Source organism: Ectopseudomonas khazarica (assembly GCF_004521985.1).
Classification (GTDB): Bacteria; Pseudomonadota; Gammaproteobacteria; order Pseudomonadales; family Pseudomonadaceae; genus Aquipseudomonas; species Aquipseudomonas khazarica.
The window spans coordinates 1-17,827 of sequence record NZ_SBHZ01000026.1 but is presented as its reverse complement, the minus strand read 5'-3'; the positions used below and the strand labels follow the sequence as shown (position 1 = coordinate 17,827).

General features: G+C 64.2%; 13 protein-coding genes. 3 read left to right on the top strand and 10 right to left on the bottom strand.

Features of this window, described 5'->3' with window-relative positions; translation table 11 throughout:
* Nucleotides 1–42: 42 nt before the first annotated feature.
* From EPK82_RS23480 to EPK82_RS23450, 7 genes are all read right to left on the bottom strand, one after another.
* Complete coding sequence (locus EPK82_RS23480; RefSeq protein ID WP_037055960.1) at nt 43–1,287, bottom strand: saccharopine dehydrogenase family protein; 1,245 nt, start codon at nt 1,285–1,287, stop codon at nt 43–45.
* A 143-nt stretch (nt 1,288–1,430) separates the two neighbouring features.
* The gene (locus tag EPK82_RS23475) at nt 1,431–2,528 is read right to left on the bottom strand and encodes a carboxynorspermidine decarboxylase (protein ID WP_134678214.1); all 1,098 of its coding nucleotides are present in this window, start codon (nt 2,526–2,528) and stop codon (nt 1,431–1,433) included.
* Between the two features lie 266 nt (nt 2,529–2,794).
* Entirely contained in the window at nt 2,795–5,122 is a 2,328-nt protein-coding gene (locus tag EPK82_RS23470) for a DUF6160 family protein (protein ID WP_134678213.1), read from the bottom strand.
* A gap of 10 nt (nt 5,123–5,132) precedes the next feature.
* Nucleotides 5,133–5,723 carry a DUF6160 family protein gene (locus tag EPK82_RS23465; RefSeq protein WP_134678212.1) on the bottom strand — a complete coding sequence of 197 codons (591 nt, stop codon included), beginning with the start codon at nt 5,721–5,723 and terminating at the stop codon, nt 5,133–5,135.
* Nucleotides 5,710–6,765, bottom strand: coding sequence for a hypothetical protein (locus tag EPK82_RS23460; protein WP_244230096.1), 1,056 nt, complete (start codon nt 6,763–6,765; stop codon nt 5,710–5,712). The genes EPK82_RS23465 and EPK82_RS23460 overlap by 14 nt, the downstream gene beginning before the upstream one ends.
* A 2-nt stretch (nt 6,766–6,767) precedes the next feature.
* The gene (locus EPK82_RS23455) at nt 6,768–7,796 is read right to left on the bottom strand and encodes a DUF6160 family protein (protein ID WP_134678211.1); all 1,029 of its coding nucleotides are present in this window, start codon (nt 7,794–7,796) and stop codon (nt 6,768–6,770) included.
* A 188-nt stretch (nt 7,797–7,984) separates the two neighbouring features.
* Entirely contained in the window at nt 7,985–8,590 is a 606-nt protein-coding gene (locus tag EPK82_RS23450; RefSeq protein ID WP_134678210.1) for a hypothetical protein, read from the bottom strand.
* 224 nt (nt 8,591–8,814) lie between these two features.
* Between EPK82_RS23450 and mksB the strand changes: the two genes are divergently transcribed.
* The 3 genes from mksB (at nt 8,815) to mksF (ending at nt 13,745) form a co-directional block, all read left to right on the top strand.
* Nucleotides 8,815–10,056, top strand: coding sequence for an Mks condensin complex protein MksB (mksB, locus tag EPK82_RS23445; protein ID WP_037055948.1), 1,242 nt, complete (start codon nt 8,815–8,817; stop codon nt 10,054–10,056).
* Nucleotides 10,057–10,224: 168 nt separating this feature from the next.
* Entirely contained in the window at nt 10,225–10,917 is a 693-nt protein-coding gene (gene mksE / locus EPK82_RS23440; protein WP_134678209.1) for an Mks condensin complex protein MksE, read from the top strand.
* On the top strand, nt 10,914–13,745 hold the full coding sequence (mksF, locus tag EPK82_RS23435) for an Mks condensin complex protein MksF (protein WP_037055944.1): 2,832 nt from the start codon (nt 10,914–10,916) through the stop codon (nt 13,743–13,745). Before mksE ends, mksF begins: the two co-directional genes overlap by 4 nt.
* A 202-nt stretch (nt 13,746–13,947) precedes the next feature.
* Here mksF and EPK82_RS23430 read toward each other — a convergent pair whose 3' ends face one another.
* From EPK82_RS23430 to EPK82_RS23420, 3 genes are read right to left on the bottom strand one after another with little or no spacing between them, the layout of a single operon-like run.
* Nucleotides 13,948–16,248, bottom strand: coding sequence for a PqiB family protein (locus tag EPK82_RS23430; protein WP_134678208.1), 2,301 nt, complete (start codon nt 16,246–16,248; stop codon nt 13,948–13,950).
* The gene (locus tag EPK82_RS23425; protein WP_037055940.1) at nt 16,241–16,858 is read right to left on the bottom strand and encodes a paraquat-inducible protein A; all 618 of its coding nucleotides are present in this window, start codon (nt 16,856–16,858) and stop codon (nt 16,241–16,243) included. The genes EPK82_RS23430 and EPK82_RS23425 overlap by 8 nt, the downstream gene beginning before the upstream one ends.
* Nucleotides 16,845–17,489 (bottom strand): paraquat-inducible protein A, encoded by a 645-nt coding sequence (locus tag EPK82_RS23420; protein WP_134678207.1) that lies wholly within the window; start codon nt 17,487–17,489, stop codon nt 16,845–16,847. The genes EPK82_RS23425 and EPK82_RS23420 overlap by 14 nt, the downstream gene beginning before the upstream one ends.
* Between the last annotated feature and the right edge of the window lie 338 nt (nt 17,490–17,827).

Below are 17,827 nucleotides of genomic sequence, written 5' to 3'. Positions count from 1 at the left end.
AAGGATCGCCGAGGCGATCCTTTTTTCATGCTGGGGACGGGCTCAGATGGCCTGGTCCCACGGACGATCGCCGTGCTCGTCCTTGATGCGGGTGGGCAGGCCCATCACATCCAGGAGCTTGAGGAACGGCTCGGCCGGCAGCTCTTCGACGTTGACCATGCGCGACACGTCCCACTCGCCACGCGCCACCAGCAGGGCGGCGGCAACCGGCGGTACACCGGCGGTGTAGGAAATGCCCTGGCTGTCGGTCTCGACGTAGGCTTCCTTGTGGTCGGCCACGTTGTAGATGAACAGCTCGCGCGGCTGGCCATCCTTGGTGCCTTTGACCAGGTCGCCGATGCAGGTCTTGCCGCTGTAGCCCGGCGCCAGCGAAGACGGATCCGGCAGCACGGCCTTGACCACCTTCAGCGGTACCACTTCAAGACCTTCGGCAGTCTTGACCGGTTGCTCGGAGAGCAGGCCGAGGTTCTTCAGCACGGTGAAGACGTTGATGTAGTGGTCGCCGAAGCTCATCCAGAAGCGGACGTTCGGCACGTCGAGGTGCTTGGACAGCGAGTGCACCTCGTCATGGCCGGTCAGGTACAGGTTCTGCACGCCAACCACCGGCAGATCGTCGGTGCGTTTGACTTCGAACATGCTGTTGCTGGTCCATTGGCTGTTCTGCCAGCTGTAGACCGTGCCAGTGAATTCGCGGAAATTGATTTCCGGGTCGAAATTGGTGGCGAAGTACTTGCCGTGCGAGCCGGCGTTGACGTCGAGGATATCGATCGACTCGATCTTGTCGAAGTACTGCTGTTGCGCCAGTGCGGCATAGGAATTGACCACGCCCGGGTCGAAGCCGACACCGAGGATGGCGGTCACGCCCTTGTCCTGGCATTCGGCCAGGTGCTTCCACTCGTAGTTGCCATACCACGGCGGGGTTTCACAGATCTTGCTCGGGTCTTCGTGGATCGCGGTGTCCAGATAGGCCACGCCGGTATCGATACAGGCGCGCAGCACGGACATGTTGAGGAAGGCGGAGCCCACGTTGATGACGATCTGCGATTCGGTTTCACGAATCAGCGCCTTGGTCGCTTCCACGTCCAGGGCGTTCAGTGCATAGGCCTTGATCTCGCCGGGCTGCTTGAGGCTGCCCTTGGCCTGTACGCTGTCGATGATGGCCTGGCATTTGGAGATGTTCCGTGACGCGATGGCAATACGACCCAGCTCGTCGTTATGCTGCGCGCACTTGTGGGCCACCACCTTGGCGACACCTCCTGCACCAATGATAAGAACGTTCTTCTTCAATTGTTTCACCTCCTGAGTACTGCGTTTCTAGATAGGTATTGCGTTGCAAGGGAAGTGCGAGCCGTTGGGTGGACGACGCTTCAGCGTCCACCTCAGCGCCGCACCGGGGTGGACGAGCAAAGCCTCATCCACCCCAGGGGATATCACGACAGGCTGGACAGGTAGTCGTCGAACTCGAACTGGCGAGCCACCTCGACGCTACCGTCGAGTTGTTTCACCACGATGGACGGCATTTTCAGGCCGTTGAACCAGTTCTTCTTGACCATGGTGTAACCGGCGGCGTCGATGAACGACAGGCGATCACCGATCTGCAGCGGCTTGTCGAACTGGTATTCGCCGAAGATGTCGCCAGCCAGGCAGGACTTGCCGCACACCATGTAGGTGTGTTCGCCATCGTTGAGCGCCATCTTGGCGTTGAGGCGGTAGATCAGCAGATCGAGCATGTGCGCCTCGATGGAACTGTCGACCACTGCGAGGTTCTTGCCGTTGTACAGCGTGTCGAGCACGGTCACTTCCAGCGAGGCGCTGAGAGTGATCGCCGCTTCGCCCGGCTCCAGGTAGACCTGCACGCCGTACTTCTCGGAGAAGGCCTTCAGTCGCGCACAGAAGGCATCGATCGGGTAGCCCTCGCCGGTGAAGTGGATGCCGCCACCGAGGCTGACCCACTCCACCTGCGCGAGCAGATGACCGAAGCGCTCCTCGATGGTGCCCAGCATCTTGTCGAACAGCTCGAAACTGCCGTTCTCGCAGTTGTTGTGGAACATGAAACCGGAAATCTGCCCCATGACCGTCTCGATCTTGGCCGGGTCCCACTCGCCCAGGCGGCTGAACGGACGCGCCGGGTCGGCCAGCAGATAGTCGGAGCTGCTCACCTGCGGATTGACGCGCAGGCCACGGATGCTGCCCGAGGTCCGCTCGGCGAAACGCTCCAGCTGGCCAATGGAGTTGAAGATGATCTTGTCGCAGTTGGCGACCATCTCTTCGATCTCGTCGTCGGCCCAGGCGACGCTGTAGGCATGGGTCTCGCCCGCGAACTTCTGCCGCCCCAGTTTCAGCTCGTACAGCGAGGACGACGTGGTGCCGTCCATGTACTGCTGCATCAGGTCGAAGACCGACCAGGTGGCGAAGCATTTCAGCGCCAGCAGCGCCTTGGCACCGGAGTTTTCGCGCACGTAGGCGATCTTCTCCAGGTTGACCAGCAGCTTCTGTTTGTCGATGAGGTAGTACGGCGTCTGGATCATCTCGTCGCCCCAGCAAGGTCAGCCAGTGAGGGACATTCTGCCCCCCGGAAAAAAGTGGACGCGAATTGTGCCGATAACCGGCGCATATCGAAAGGGCATTGGAGATTTTTTGTACAACCGGTGATGACCGGAAGCTGGCCCGCCTGGAGGAGCACGCTAGGACAGCGCGGTTACAGCGGTATGACGGGGCGCCCGGTTGCCCCGTGCGAGTGGCTTCGGCCGCGACGAGCGCATGGCGGCAGGGGCCATGCGTTGCAGGCTCCGCTTCAGTTCATGGGGGTGGCGGTGAGGTTGGCGCGGATATCGGCGTTCTGCAGCTTGATGCCGTACATGGAGGTGACCGCCCCGCCGCTCGGGTGAACGTTCTGGATACGGTCGATGTTGATCTCCTTGAAATGCACCCGCCCGTTGACGGCGAAGCCCAACGGATCCGGCGACACCGGTGGGCAGCCGCTGGTGCTCTTGTTGCAGACGCTGGTCGGCGCCACGTCCAGGTTGAGGTCGACCCGTACCCCATAGCTGTTGGCATTGGCATCGCCGGGGTTGGCATCGGAGGTGTAGAAGTTGTCCACCACCAGTTGCGCGCCGGTGCCGTCGACGCCGTTCACCCGGTCCGTCTCGATGATCAGCTGGTTGCGCTTCTCGCTGTTCGACACGCTCCCCGCCGGGTTGCCCGAAGCATCGCGGACGAAGACATTCTTCAGCCCGGCGGTGAGGCCTTCGTTGCCGCGATCCTCCCAGCGCCCGCCGCTGGCGGCACACGCCGAAGCGTTGCTGCCACTGCCGCCGACGCACAGCGCGCCGGCGCCACCGGAGCTGAGGCTGAGGGTGGAGCCCTGCTCGTAGCGGCGCAGCACGATGCGGCCGAGACTCTGTCCAGCGGCTCGGTCGCCCCAGCGTACATCGTGCACATCCAGGGTCGACCAGTAGGTGCCCTTGCTCAATTGCACACCGGCCTGGGTCACGTCCAGCGCCCCATCGCGAAAGTGCATGTCGTAGCGCGTGCCCGCCAGCCACAGGCCGCGACCGGTCTCATCGACGGTGACCGCCGCGTTGGCATCGGTGACGAAGAAGTCGGCGTTGTAGCGCACACCGTCGCCACTGGCGCCGCCGGGACGCAGCGTAAGCTGGCCGTTGAGGGTGAAGTCGTAGGCCGGGAAGATCTCCAGCAGGACCAGCAGTTCGGTGCCACCCTGCAACGGCGCGTCGGCCCCGCCGACCCGCAGGCCATCGAAGCTGTAGCCACCGCTGACGTTCTTCAGTCCCAGGCGCAGGCCGTCGAAGTGTCCGTCATAGCCGCCACTGCCGGGTTGCGTGTCGACACTGCCGGCGTAGCAGCCGGTGCTGACGCCGCCGGCACAGCTACGGGTCAGGTCGAGCGTGAGCTGACCGACACCATGGGTGCGCAGGCCGCTGAACCACATGCTGTTACCGTTATCGGTGAGCGAGACCGAGCTGCTGACCATGTTCCACGACACATCGGCGGTGATGCCCTGCAAGCCGGAATTGGGGTCACCGCCGGGGCGCAGCTTGAACCAGTTCTGCCGCGCGCCCTGATCCTGGAAGTTGAGGTCCAGGGCCAGGCTGCCGATCTTCTGATTGCTCGGGTTACCGATGATCAACCCGCCAAGGCTGGCGTTCAGCTTGAGGTCCTGGAACGCCAACTGGGCATAGCGCCCGCTGCCGTCCTCACCCAGGTCGAGGGTGATGCCATTCTGGCTGCTGAGCACTCCGGCGAAATTCTCGGCGCGCAGCACGCCATCATCCTTGTACTGGAACAGGCTGTTGGCGATGGTGATCTGGGGGATCAGGCGCACGCCCTGGCCACTCGCGCCGCCGCCGGCGATGCGGACACTGCCGCCCAGGCGCAGATCCATATCCAGCTGACCGAAGCTGCGCGCATGGTCGACATGACGGGTATCCGGCGCACTCGGTGTCACCGCGACACCCGGATCAGGGTCGCCATGGGCGAGATCCAGACCGATGCCGCCAATCTGCGCGACGAAGCGCGTGTCCCCGAGATCGAGCCGCACCGCCGAGCCGTTGCCGCCGCTGACGATGTCCAGATAGGCGTTGTTCAGGTAGGCATCGAACGAAGCGTTGCGCACGATCAGGTCGAAGCCGTTGTCGCGGTAGTAGAAGGTCACCGCATCCAGGCTCAGGCGGCTGTCATCGACGCTGAACCCGGCGACACCGCTGGCGCCGCCACCGCGCAACTGTAGGCTGGCCCCCAGGGTATAGAAGGCCCGGAAGGCGCCAAAGCTCCTGTCACTGCCGGCAAAACCGATACCGTTCACCGCCAGTTCGTTCGCTCGGCCCTGGTGCTCGACATGCAAGCGGTCGTCGATCACGTCGATCTGCGTCGTGGAGCGGCTGCCTGCCTGCTGTGCACGACTGGAGATGCCTTCGACACGCAGGCTCTGGCCGTCCTCGCGGTACTCCAGGCTATCGGCGGACCAGCCGCCACCGCTCGTTTCGATGCTGATGCCACCACGGCCACTGACACTGGCCAGGCCGGCATCGTCCAGCGCCTGCATCGACCAGACCGGCGTGCTGCCGAGCAACAGCGCAGAAAGCCATCCGTAACGCTGCATAACGGCCTCCTCAGTTGGTCGGGAACACCAGCATGCTGCCTTGCATGCGGATGCTGCCATCGATCTTGGCGGAGAAGATCGTGGTCTGCTGGTAGCTCGGGTCACCGCCATTGGCGGCGCTCAGCGCCTTGTTCTTCCAACCGCCCTGGCTGGCCACGGCAAAGGCGAAGTTGCCGTCCTTGAAGCGAATCTCGTTGGGCAGCCCCAACGCCAGCACCTCACGTTCACCGCCAGCACTGGTGAGGGTACGGGTATCCAGGGTCAGGCCCTCGAAACTGAAGATGCCCTTGATGTTGTCCAGCACATACCAGCCGGCATTGGCACCGGAGCGCACTGCCACCCGCATGCCGCAACTTTCCGGGCTGCTGGCACCGACCAGGGCACAGCTGCGCTGGTTGGCCGTCCACTGCGCGGGGTTGTTGCTGGCGGGCGTATCCCAGAGCACGCCACCGTTCTTGTTGATGCTGAATTCGCCGGAGAGGTAGACACCACCCTGGCCGCTCAGCTCGCTCAGGGCATCGTCATCCAGGGCCTGCATTTCCGCCAGCGCCAGACCTGGCAGCAGCGCCAGCACGGCAATCGCTCGACTAATGCAGGTCATAGCTGCTCACCTTCAGGTAGTTGAAGCTCAACCCGGAGATCTCGTTGCGACCAAAGTTGTAGCCGCCGGTGGGAACCGCCGTGGGGCTGCTGCGCGTGCCGCCCATGGTGAGGTTCTCGAACACCAGGTTGGTCCGCGGCGCATTGGCATAGAAGTCGCTGGCCAGGGCCTGCCGCTGTGCCGCCGTGGTGCCGGTCGCCGTCGGGTTCTGCAACTCCAGCACGAACTGGCCGTCAGCGCTCGCCCGCAACCGCAGCGGCTGCGACTTGCCGTAGCCCAGGGCAATGTTGGCGTAACCGTTGGTGATATAGAGGGTGCGCGCGCCGCGCTGCGCAGCGGTTTCGCCAGCGGTATCGCAGTTGGCCTGGGCGCAGGACATCACCTCCAGGGTCTTGGCGAAGATGTTGATCCGCGCCTCGCCGACCAGCTCGCCATTGCCATTCTGCCCTGGGTCACCCCACAGCCGCAGGTAGGAGCCGTCCATCACCAACTGGTGGATGTCCAGCGCCAGCATCTCGGTACGCCCGGCCGATACCTGAAAATCGAAACGCATGCCTAGGTCAGCACGCCCGCTGGGGCCGGTCGAGCAGTTGGAGCCGGCACCGGCATAGCCGGCGATGCAGGGATTGCCGCCCGAAACGAGACGCTCAGGGAACTTCAGTGACAGCACGGTGATGTCGTTCGGTGTGGTCTGCACCCACTGCCCGTCGTCACGCAGGCTGCGCAGCTCCTCACCCTTGGCCAGCTCCAGCTCGAAGGGATGGTCCAGGCTGCCGATGGTCACCGGATTGAGGTTGCTGCCCTTGTCACTGCCGGCGGCCCCCAGATAGAGGTTATTCAGGGAGATGGGCACGTTGCGCCCCTGACCGTCGGTGATGTCGTTGATCACGATCTGCGCACCGGAACCATCCAGCAGCACCTGATCCAGCACGAAGCCCAGGCCGGCGCCCTGCACGTCGGACATTTCCGCGTCACTCAGCGGCTCCATCGCCAGCGTGGTTCCGGCGTGGAGCAGCGCCATCAGCAGCACCCCGTTACGCATGTTCAGCACCCCGCAGTGGCGCTACCGACGCAGGTATCCTGCCGGGGAATACCGTTGAAGGCCTGGTCGAAGTCGATATTGATCGGCGACACAAGGTTGCCGTTGGCGTCACGGTACTTGGGCAGGTTCATGAACGCGCCCTGCAGTGCGGTGATGAAAGCATTGCTGTCCATGTCTCGCCAGGCGACGTCCTGGGTCTGCAGAGAGATGAAGAAGCCCTTGGCGGCGTTCTGCATGTTGCTCATGTCGCTGGTGTTACCCACCGGCAGCGACTGGAACTGGGACAGATTGAAGCAGGTCTGGATGCCGAGGATACTGCAATTGCCCGAGGCGAAGACCCCCAGCAGGGCATCGGTCCAGCCGCCGGCACAGCCGGAGGTGCAGGTCAGGCCATCGCCATTCTTGATACCGGCCATGGTGCCCCTGATCGGGTCTACCTTGCCACCGGAGTTGACCAACATGGCGTCGGCCTCGACGGTACTGCTGCGATACACCCCGGCGAGCAGCAACGCTGCGCGCTGGGCGAAGGTCGCCTTGTCGTAGATGGCATCGCCAGTACCCTTGATATGCACCGGGATATTGCCCGTCAGGCTCCGGATATCCCCGGACAGTGTACCCTTGGCCTCGCCGAAGCCGATGCGCACCCCGACGACGCGATCGCCTTCGTAAGCCAGTTCGAGAAAGGGATTGGAGATCTTGAACGGGTTGATCGTGTCGTTCGGCCCCACCGTTCCCAGCGCGAAGTTGTTGATCAGAATGTCGGACGAACCGGCGGCCTCACCGGGACGGGTGTACTGGCCGAGCTGCAGTTTCTTGACGTTCAGCTGGGTGTCGATGTTCAGGCCGAAATTGACGCGGGTGTAATTGATGCCGGCATTGCTGTCGGTGGTCAGGTTGATGAAGGCCTGCCCGGTGATGTCCGACAGCTCGCTGTCCTCGAGCTCGACCATCTTGGCCTGGACCTGGGCACTCAGAACTCCAGCACAAACCAGCGCCAGGGCATGTCTGGCGAAGCGAAAGGACCGACGCATGGCAACCCCCCCTTTTTCTTATGGTGGCATCGAGCGCTCCGACTCGATTTCTTGAAGCCACTATAGAAGGGCACCGGCAAAAGCGGCCCGACCCATAGTCGAGAAAAGGCTGGCAAACGGCCTGCAGCGGGAGAATGACGGCAAGGCGGGTGTTACCAGCTGTCACATCGGCGTAACACCACTGCCGGTCAACGCTGGCGGAACAGGCTCAGCAGGTGCTCGGCGATTGCGCTGCGAATGGCGTCGATGCTCAGCCGGGAGCAGTGCCCGAGCTTGCTCGGGTTGATGCGGTGCAGGTGTAACGACGGCATGCGCGCCTCGTACTCGCGCAGATCCCCCTTCACCAGCACGGGCAGGAAATGCTCGCCGCGCTGGCGGTAGCGCTCGATCAGCAGGCGCAACCCTTCCTGAAACGGCAGCTCGCGCGAGGCCACCAGCCGCGACTCCCCCGGAACCTTGATGTACAGCCCGTCACAGCCGATGGCCTCACCCGGCAGGACGTGCACGCCGGTAGGCTCCACCGCGTCGGCGGGGATGTCATGGAAGATGTCGTGCCAGGCCATCTCGTCGGGCAGGATGGTGATGCCGCCCTGCTCGTCCTGCGGCACCACGAAACTGTAGTTGCTGTAGAGCTTCTCGACGTAGCTGGAGTAGATGCACAGGCGGTTTTCGAAACGCCGCAGGAACGCGATCGCCTGGGCGCGATCGGTGATGGCGTGAAGGTCCCAATCCAGGTCGCGCTGATGCTGCAACTCGTGCCAACGGGCATCGACATTTAGGGCAAGGGCGGACATGGTGACTCCACTGGCAGGTTCTCCTCAGGGACATGGCAGAAAGCGTGCCATCCGCCAGAGTGCCGATTTCTGCGGCATTTCAAGGGTTTGCAGCTACCAGCGAACCGCAGCCCGTCCCAATGTGCCGAATAACGTCACCTGCAACTGATCGATTCGGGCTCAAAACAGGCATCCGCCTTGCAGTACAATCGCTCCTTTTCACTTGCCTGGAACCCGGCGCCTCGATGATCGATCCCAAGCGCGTATTGCGCGCCCTCGCCGAACACTGGACGTTGCTCGAACCGCTGTGCGAGCGCTTCGACGCGGGCACCCTGAGCCTGGTCGAGCTGCGCGGCCAGCTCGCAGCCCAGTTGCCCGACGCGACGCCCAGTGACACCACCGCCCTGCTCGACACCTGGATTCGCCTGGACATCCTGGTGCCGGTGGCGAAGAGCCCCAACCGTTTCGAGCTCAACGCGCAGATCCACGACTTCCTCGCCTATCTGCGCCGCGAGCACCGCCTGGGCCTGTGCCTGGAGATCGAGGCCTACCTGCGCCATCTGGAGCGCCTGGCCGGTTATATCCAGGACGCCTTCGAGGTACGCGACGCCAACGACCTGGCACGCCAGCTGCGCCTGCTCGACATGCGCGTGCGCGACGTGCTGAAGAAACTCGGCAACGACGAACAGGCGCTGGTCGGTGTGGCCGACCGGGCCAAGACCAGCGACCGGCAGATTCCCCTGCGCCAGCGTTACGCCGAGGTCCTGGCGACCTGGGACGAATACGTCGAGCCGATGATCCAGCTGGTCGCCGCCGATGGCGCCTTCGAGCAAGGTGTACGCCGGGTCGAACAGGTGCTGCTGCGCCTGCTCGGTGACCAGCAGCGCCTCGGCCAACTGGTCGACGACGACCTGCTGCTGCGTACCCACGCGCGCATCCTGGAAATGCAGACCACCGCCCAGCTGACCCTGCGCAAGGCCCGCGAACTGTTGCTGCCGCTGCGCGAGGAAGCGCGCCGGCACAACGCCGTGACCCGTGGCGCGGCGCTGGCCCTGTCGGTGATCCGCAAGAAGGGTATCGACGCCGTGCCCCAGGCCGCCATGCCGCTGTTCACCCGACCGCAGAGCAACTTCCTGGGCTCGGCCAGCCAGGTCGAGGCCTATGTCTACGCCCTGGCCCGCTTCGAAGCCAAGCCGGCGCACTTCCCCAAGGCCAGCAGCAGCCGCAAGGGCGGCGCGCCCAAGGCGCCGAAGACCGCGCGGGAGATGATCGAACGCTGCGAACAGGCCCTGCCGCTGCCGGACCTGATGACCTGGCTGCTGGAGCAGGAACCGGAAGGCGCCACCGACGAACTGCTCTACTGGTTCTCGCGCCTGTCGCGCGAATCGCGCTTCCAGCGTGACCGCCTGCAGCGCCAGACCTACCTGACCCGCGAGCATGAAATCAGCATCAGCTCCTACGCCCTGGTGGGTCGCCCCGATGCATGAGCACCTCGTAGGGTGGACAACGCTCTGCTTGTCCATCTCGCTGCTGGCCGGGCCGTGGAGGCATCAAGCGTCGTCCACCCTGCGCCTGCCCGCCATCGGCCACCCCGAACTCTCAGGTGGAGCGCGCCCAGGCGCACTCGACCCAATGCTTGCCCGTGAGCACCGTCTATGAATATCGACCTGAAAGAAATGACCCAGCTGGCAGCCGCGTTCCGCGATCTGTTCAAGGGCTACCACATCTCCCGCAGCGAGCCGGAGTGCTACGCCCAGCTGTCGAGCATGCAGGACCAGTACCGTGCCCTGTTCCGCGCCCTCGGTTTCGAACTGGTCTGCGACCCGCGCGGCTTCTACTACTTCGTCCCCGAGCAGGTCGCACCGCAGGTGAACAAGACCGCCCAGCGCCTGGCGCTGTTCACCTTCATCCTGGTCGAGCACCTGGCCGACCAGGGCCGCGACCCGCTCTCCGTGCTCGACGGCGGCAGCATCGGCCGTGACGAACTGCCAGCCCTGCTGGAGAAGTACCGCGACCTGTTCCTGCAGGCCGAGGTGACCACCTTCGAGGAGCTGGAAGACAAGATCATCCGCCGCCTGACCCAGCTCGGCTTCGCCGAGGACAGCAACGGCGTGTACCGTTTCCTGCCGCCGATGCACCGTTTCCTCGACGTCTGCCTGTCGGTGCAGCACGACCGTGACCTGGCCGCCAGCCTGCACAGCAGCGACCTGCCGCTGCCGGCACCGGTGCTGCTGGACGATGACGGTGACGCCACAGTGGCCGAGGCCAGCGACACCGAGGAATCCGAGGAAGACGCCCTGGCCCGCGCCATGGCAGAAGAACGCGCTGCACAGGAGATGGACGCATGAGCCAGGAACGCTACGGCATCCGCCGCTTCGCCCTGCTGAACACCGCCGGCTACAGCCTCGGCCTGTTCCCGCTGGAAAACCCGCTGTCGGTGTACGGCGCCAACAACCTGGGCAAGTCCGCTTCGATCAACGCCCTGCAGTTCCCCATCCTGGCGCGCATGTCGGACATGAGCTTCGGCAAGTACAGCCTGGAAGCCTCGCGCAAGTTCTACTTCGCCAGCGACACCAGCTACATTCTCGTCGAGGTTGCCCTGCCCCATGGCCCGCACGTGATCGGCGTGGCCGGACGCGGCCCGGGCGGCGGCTTCGGCCACCAGTTCTTTGCCTACGCCGGCGAGCTGGACCTGGAGCACTACCAGCAGAACGGCACCTGCCTGCGTCAGCGCGAACTGTTCAAGAACCTCGGCCAGGCCGGCATCACCGCCTACGAGCTGAAGCCCGACGAACTGCGCCGCCTGCTGGTGGGTGGGCACACCAGCATCCCGCTGGACCTGACCCTGATCCCGCTGCGCTCGACCAGCGAGCAGAGCCTGAAGACCTTCCGCGCGCTGTTCATCAACCTGCTGCACATGCGCGAAATCACTGCAGCCAAGCTCAAGCAGCTGTTCCTCGATGCCTTCGAGCACAGCCTGCGCTCGGGCAGCGTCGACTACATCGCCGCCACCGAAGAAGCCTTCCGCGACGTGCGCCGCATGGAGCAGGACTACCAGGCACTGGTCACTGCCGGCCCGCTGATCGAAGCGCTGGCCACCGGCGTCGGCCAGCGCGAGATACTGCGCGGCAAGCTGCATCGCCTGTCGCCGCTGCTCGACAACCTGCTGGGCACCTGGCACGACTATGCCGATGCGCGCAAGGAAGAGCTGGTGATCCAGGCCGAGCATTACCGCAACGAACAGGACGGCCTGCAGAACGAACAGCGCGGCGGCACCAGCGAGCTGATGCGCCTGGAGCGCGAGATCAGCGAAATCCAACGCTGGCTGGGCGAACTGGCGGTGCTGAAGAACCGCTTCGCCCTGGTCGAAGACGCCAAGGTGCTGGAAGAGCAACTGCTCGCCGCCAAGGACGCCCACGACGAGCTGGCTGGCGCCCTGGCGCAGTCGCGGCAGTTCTCCAGCGAGGACCTCGACGAGCGTCTGCGCGATCTGGAAAAACGCCTCAAGTCGGTCCGGCAGCAGCTCGACCACGCCGACAACAACAGCTACTCGCGTCTGCGCGAGGAGTTCAGCCAGGCCGACGTCGACCGCCTGATGCGCCTGTTCAACGGCCAGCTGTTCAGCCTGCCGCTGGGCGAGAAAGGCATCCAGGCCGACGGCGACGATTGGGTCAAGGCGGTCGAAGCCGTGCTCGACCGCTTCAAGGGCGACACCTTCGCCGTGCCCGGCCTGTCCATCGACCTCAGCCATATCGAGCCGCCGGCCCTGCAGGCACTGGCTGACCGCGCCGCCCTGCGTGACCAGAAGGATCGCCTGGAGCGCGAGCTGAAGCAGCTCAAGACCCAGCAGTCGGTCGCCGCCGACCGCGCCGCCAGCAAGGCCCAGGCCGAAACCCTGTACCAGGCCGTGCTGGACGCGCAGAAAGCCCTGGAAGACTTCCGCAAGAGCCAGACTCTGGCCGCCGAGGAGCCGCAGAAGCTGGAACGTCTGGCCGAACTGGAAGGCGCCCAGGACGAACTCAAGCGCGCCAGCGATGCCTTCGCCGAGCGGGTGCAGCAGCTCTCCGCCAAGCTGCAGCTCGTTGGTCGCCAACTGGCCGATCTGGAAGCCAAGGAACGCACCCTGGAGGACGCCCTGCGCCGTCGCCAGCTGCTGCCGGCCGATCTGCCGTTCGGCACACCGTTCATGGAACCGGTGGACGACTCGCTGGACAACCTGCTGCCGCTGCTCAACGACTACCAGGACACCTGGCAGGCACTGCAACGCATCGACGGCCAGATCGAGGCGCTGTACGCCCAGGTTCGCCTCAAGGGCGTGGCCAAGTTCGACAGCGAAGACGACGTCGAGCGCCGCCTGCAACTGCTGGTCAACGCCTATGCCCACCGCCAGGACGAAGCCCTCACGCTGGCCAAGGCCAGACGCGCAGCGGTCACCGATATCGCCCGTACCCTGCGCAATATCCGCAGCGACTACGACAACCTGGAACACCAGCTGGCCCTGTTCAACCGCGAGATCAACAAGCGTCAGGTCTCCAACCTGCAGAGCTTCCGCATCGTCCTCGCGCCGAACAAGGAAGCCCTGCGCCACATCGACCAGATCATCCACAGCGCCGGCCAGTACGAGGAAGGCGAGACCCTGTCGGTGTTCGACCTGTCGCAGTCGGCCGAGCAGGACGCCAGGAACGAAGAAGCCAAGGACTACCTGTCGCGCCTGGTGGCCGCCAACGGCAACCAGCTGGGCCTGAAGGACCTGTTCGAACTGGCCTTCGAGATCACCAAGGTGCATGGCCAGCCTGTGATTCACACCGACATCGATGGCGCAGCCAGCAACGGCACCACCATGACCATCAAGGCGCTGACCAACATGTACCTGCTGCTGCACCTGATGGATCGCGAGCAGGCCGGGCGCGTACGCCTGCCCTACTACCTCGACGAGGCGGCGGACATCGATGAACGCAACCAGCAGGCGCTGATCGAGACCAGCCTGCAGCTGGGCTTCGTGCCCATCCTGGCCTCGGTCAAGCCGCAGGTCTCGGCCCATGTGGCCATCGATCTGGAAGGCGGCAGCGGCCCCAACGGTATCTACATCGACGAGGCGGACTGGAAGTTCATCAAGCCCCGCGAGAATGCCAAGGCGCAGGCGCCCGAGCAGGCAGAAACGGCCGAACCGGCCTGACTCGTCGCGGCCGAAGACGCTCCCACGGCTCGGGACATGAGCGTAGGAGCGGCTTCAGCCGCGAGCTTGTATCTACCAGCCGGCTGGATGCCGCTGTTCACATCCCCCCAAGAGAAAGGGCCGCACAATGCGGCCCTTCTCGTTACTGCGCAGGGAGGATGTCGTTCTTACATCGCTCCCGGCAGCCGTCGCGCGCCCCATCCTACTCCAGGACGATCTTCGGCGCCCACTGCATCCAGGCGTCCTGCGGCTCATCGAACAACGCGAAGGTCTGCCCCGGCTGCGCCGGACCGCCCATCTCCGGATTGTTCGGCGTGGCGAAGGCGATACCGCCTTCGATCAGCGCCTCCAGCGACTCGGTACGCACCTTCACGCCCTTGAACAGCCCCGCATCCACACCGATGCCGCTGGCGTTCCAGAAGCGGCTGCCCGAACGCACCAGCGGCGCATAGCGCGGTTCGATCAGCACGTGGATCAACACCCGATCCGAGGTCGGCCCCAGCTCGAAATCCACCACCTTGCCCACCGGCACCTCACGGTAGCTGACCACCACCCCCGGCTTGATCGAACCGCGTCGTGGCGCGCTCAGCACCAGACGCAGCCCCTGCTCGCGTACCGCCTGGTTGGGCGGGCCATCCAGTGCCGTGAACTGCAGGCGCTGGGCACCGCCCTGCAACGCCGGCAGCACCTCCAGGTACTGGCCGCTGACCAGCGTGCCGAGGTTGGCGGCGCGGGTCAGACTCAGTTCGGGCTTGACCACCCAGAAGCGCGAGCCTTCGCGGGCGATCTGCCCTGCCGCCTGGGTGAGGCGCACATCGAGCATCACCGCCTGCAGGTCATCGGTCAGGGCCAGGCTTTCCACCTTGCCGACTTCCAGCCCCTTGTAGCGGATCAGGGTCCCCGGCTGCAGGCCATCGCCATCGTTCACCCGGATGCGAATCTGCGTGCCGGGCTGCAGGGCACTGTTCCGGTCCGCATGCAGCGCAAAGCGCTGCACCTGGCGCCCCGAAGCGGGGGCCTCGGGGTTCGGGGTCTCGAAGGCGATACCGCCGGCCAACAACGTCTGCAGGGATTCGCTCTTCACCTCCACCCCGGAGAGCCCGCCCTTGAGGGTGATGCCGCTGGCATTCCAGAAACGCGTCGAGGTGTTGACCAGATGCACGTAGTCCGGCTCGATATGCACGCCGAGCACCACCTGGCTATTGTCCCTGGACAGCTGATAGCTCTGTACCGAGCCCACCTTGATCTGGCGATAGAGCACCGGGCTGCCAACCTCGATGGAGCCCAGCTGATCGCTGAACAGCACCAGATGCAGCCCCGGTGCGCCGAGGTCCAGGGGCGGCGCCTTGCTCCGCGCGACGAAGCTGCGAGCGGGCGGGCTGCCCTTCTCACCCGGCCTTACCGCGATGTAGTTACCCTTGACCAGTGCCTCCAGCCCGGTGATACCCGCCAGCGAGATGGAAGGCTTGACCACCCAGAACTCGGAGCCTTCGACCAGATAGTCCTCGGCCAAGGGGTTGATGGTCAGCTCGGCAGTGGCGCTGGCGAGGTCGCGGTCGATCTTCATGGTCTTCAGGGTGCCGACCTCGATCCCCTTGTACATGACCGGCGTTCTGCCTTCCTGCAGACCATCGAAGTCGGTGAGCTTGACCACCACCTTGATGCCGGCCTGTGCGGCGTCGTAGCTCTCGTACAGGCGGAAAGGCAGCGACGGATCGGTCGGCGGACTGTCCTTGCGATGTTCCGGCGTGGCGAAGGCGATGCCACCGGCGACGATACTGGCAAGCGACTCGCTGCGCAGCTTGAAGCCGGACAGGTCGGCATCGATGCTGATGCCGCTGGCGTTCCAGAAGCGCGTGTGCTTGCGTACCAGGCTGGCGTACTCGGGCTCGATGAAGACCTTGACCTCGACGGTGCTCTCATCGTCACCCAGGGTGTAGCTCTTCACCCGGCCGACCTGAATCTGCTTGTAGAACACCGGGCTGTCACGGTTGAGCGACCCCAGCCGATCGGCCTTCAGGGTCAGGTGCAAGCCCGGCACGTCGTCGCCCATCGGCGGTTCTTGCGTCAGCGCGGTGAAGGTACGGCTCGCCTCGCCGTCACCCGGGTTGAAGGTGATGTAGTTGCCCGACACCAGCGTCTCCAGCCCGCTGATCCCGGCCAGACTGACATTGGGTTTGACCAGCCAGAAGCTCGTGCCCTTGCGCAGGTACTGCTCCAGATCCTTGTTGACCTCGAGCTGCGCCACCACGCCACGATTCTTGCCGGTCTGATCGAGACTGATCGAGACCACCTTGCCCACGGCCATGCCCTTGTACATCAACTCGGTCTTGCCGGCCTGGATGCCTTCGCCGCTGACAAAGATCAGCTCGACCTGGATGCCGGCCTCGCTGTAGGCGCGCCAGGCCAGCCAACCGCCGATCAGCAGGGCGATGAGGGGCAAGACCCAGATGGCCGACCAGTTGGAAGCAGGACGCGTCTTGGCCATAGGAAGATCAGTCATGGTTGGTTTCCGTGTTGTCCCAGATGAGGCGGGGATCGAAAGTAAGTGCAGCCAGCATGGTGAGGATCACCACACTGGCGAAGGCAGCCGCACCGGCACCGGCCTCGATACTGGCCAGGCTGCCGAAGTTGACCAGAGCCACGAGGATGGCGATGACAAAGATGTCGAGCATCGACCAGCGCCCGATCCACTCGATGAAGCGATACATCAGAATACGCTGCCGGGCCGACATCGGCTGGTGCCGTTGCACCGAATACAGCAGCAAGGCAATACCGACCAGCTTGAAGGTCGGCACCAGAATGCTGGCGATGAAGACCACGGCAGCGATCGGCAGCATGCCGTGCTGGAGCAGCTCGACCACCCCTTCCATGATCGTCGCCGGTGCGCCCTTGCCCAGGCTGTTGATCGTCATGATCGGCAGCACGTTGGCCGGGATGTACAGCAACGCCGAGGTCAGCAGCAGCGCCCAGGTCCGAACCAGGCTGTTGGGCCTGCGCGCATGCACCAAACCACCACAGCGGCTGCAGTGCTGGTGCTCGACCTCGGGCTCGATCGGATTGAGCTGGTGACACTCGTGGCAGACCAGCAGACCGGCATCAATCGCACGCATGAACGTCTTCCCCGGACAGCGCCTGCCAGATCTGCTGTGGCGACATCGTCACCTCCAGCCAGATCTGTATCAACAGGAGCGCAATGAAGCAGAACAGGCCCAGGCCCAGGCTGAGATCTGCCAGGTCCATCAGCTTGACCATCGCCACCAGGATGCCCATCAGGTAGACCTCGAGCATGCCCCACTCGCGCAGGTGGTGGTAAATCCGATACAGCAGCAGGCCATAGCTGCGTCCGAAGTCCAGGCGAATGCTCAGCAACACCAGCAACTGGCACAGCAGCTTGAGCAGCGGCACCGCCATGCTGCAAAGAAACACCACCACGGCGATCGCCTGCATGCCACTGTCGTACAGCCCGAGCACGCCGCTCCAGACCGTATCCTGAGAGGTCTGGCCCAGCAGGTTGAGCTGCATGATCGGCAGGAAATTCGCCGGGATGTACAGCAGCAACGCCGCCACCACCAGAGCCAGGCTGCGGCGCACTACCTGATGGCGGTGACTGAACAGCTCGTAGCCGCAGCGCGGGCATTGAGCGCTCTCGCCATCGGCAAGCTGTGGCTTGCGCATGAGCAGGTCGCACTCATGGCAGGCAACCAGCTCGTGCACAGGCAAGGAGGATAACGGAGCAGACATGAAGGTCCCCTGAATGCATGCGCGCATTCTAACCGAGCCATTTCGTCCGTATCCGGCAAGGTTGTAACTTTCCGCCCCTGCAGGAGTTGGCTTGCCGGCGACTACCGCATCGCCCGCAAGCGGGCTCCTACAGGACGCGGCCTGGCGAAGTTCCCGTAGGAGCCGGCTTGCCGGCGATCAGCCTCCGCCCACATGCCCGGCTCTGCCCACGCCCGACTTTCTGCCGCGCAAAGAAGAAACCCCAGACCTCGTTAGAGATCTGGGGTTTCGTATAGGAGCTTGACGATGACCTACTCTCACATGGTGAAGCACCACACTACCATCGGCGATGCGTCGTT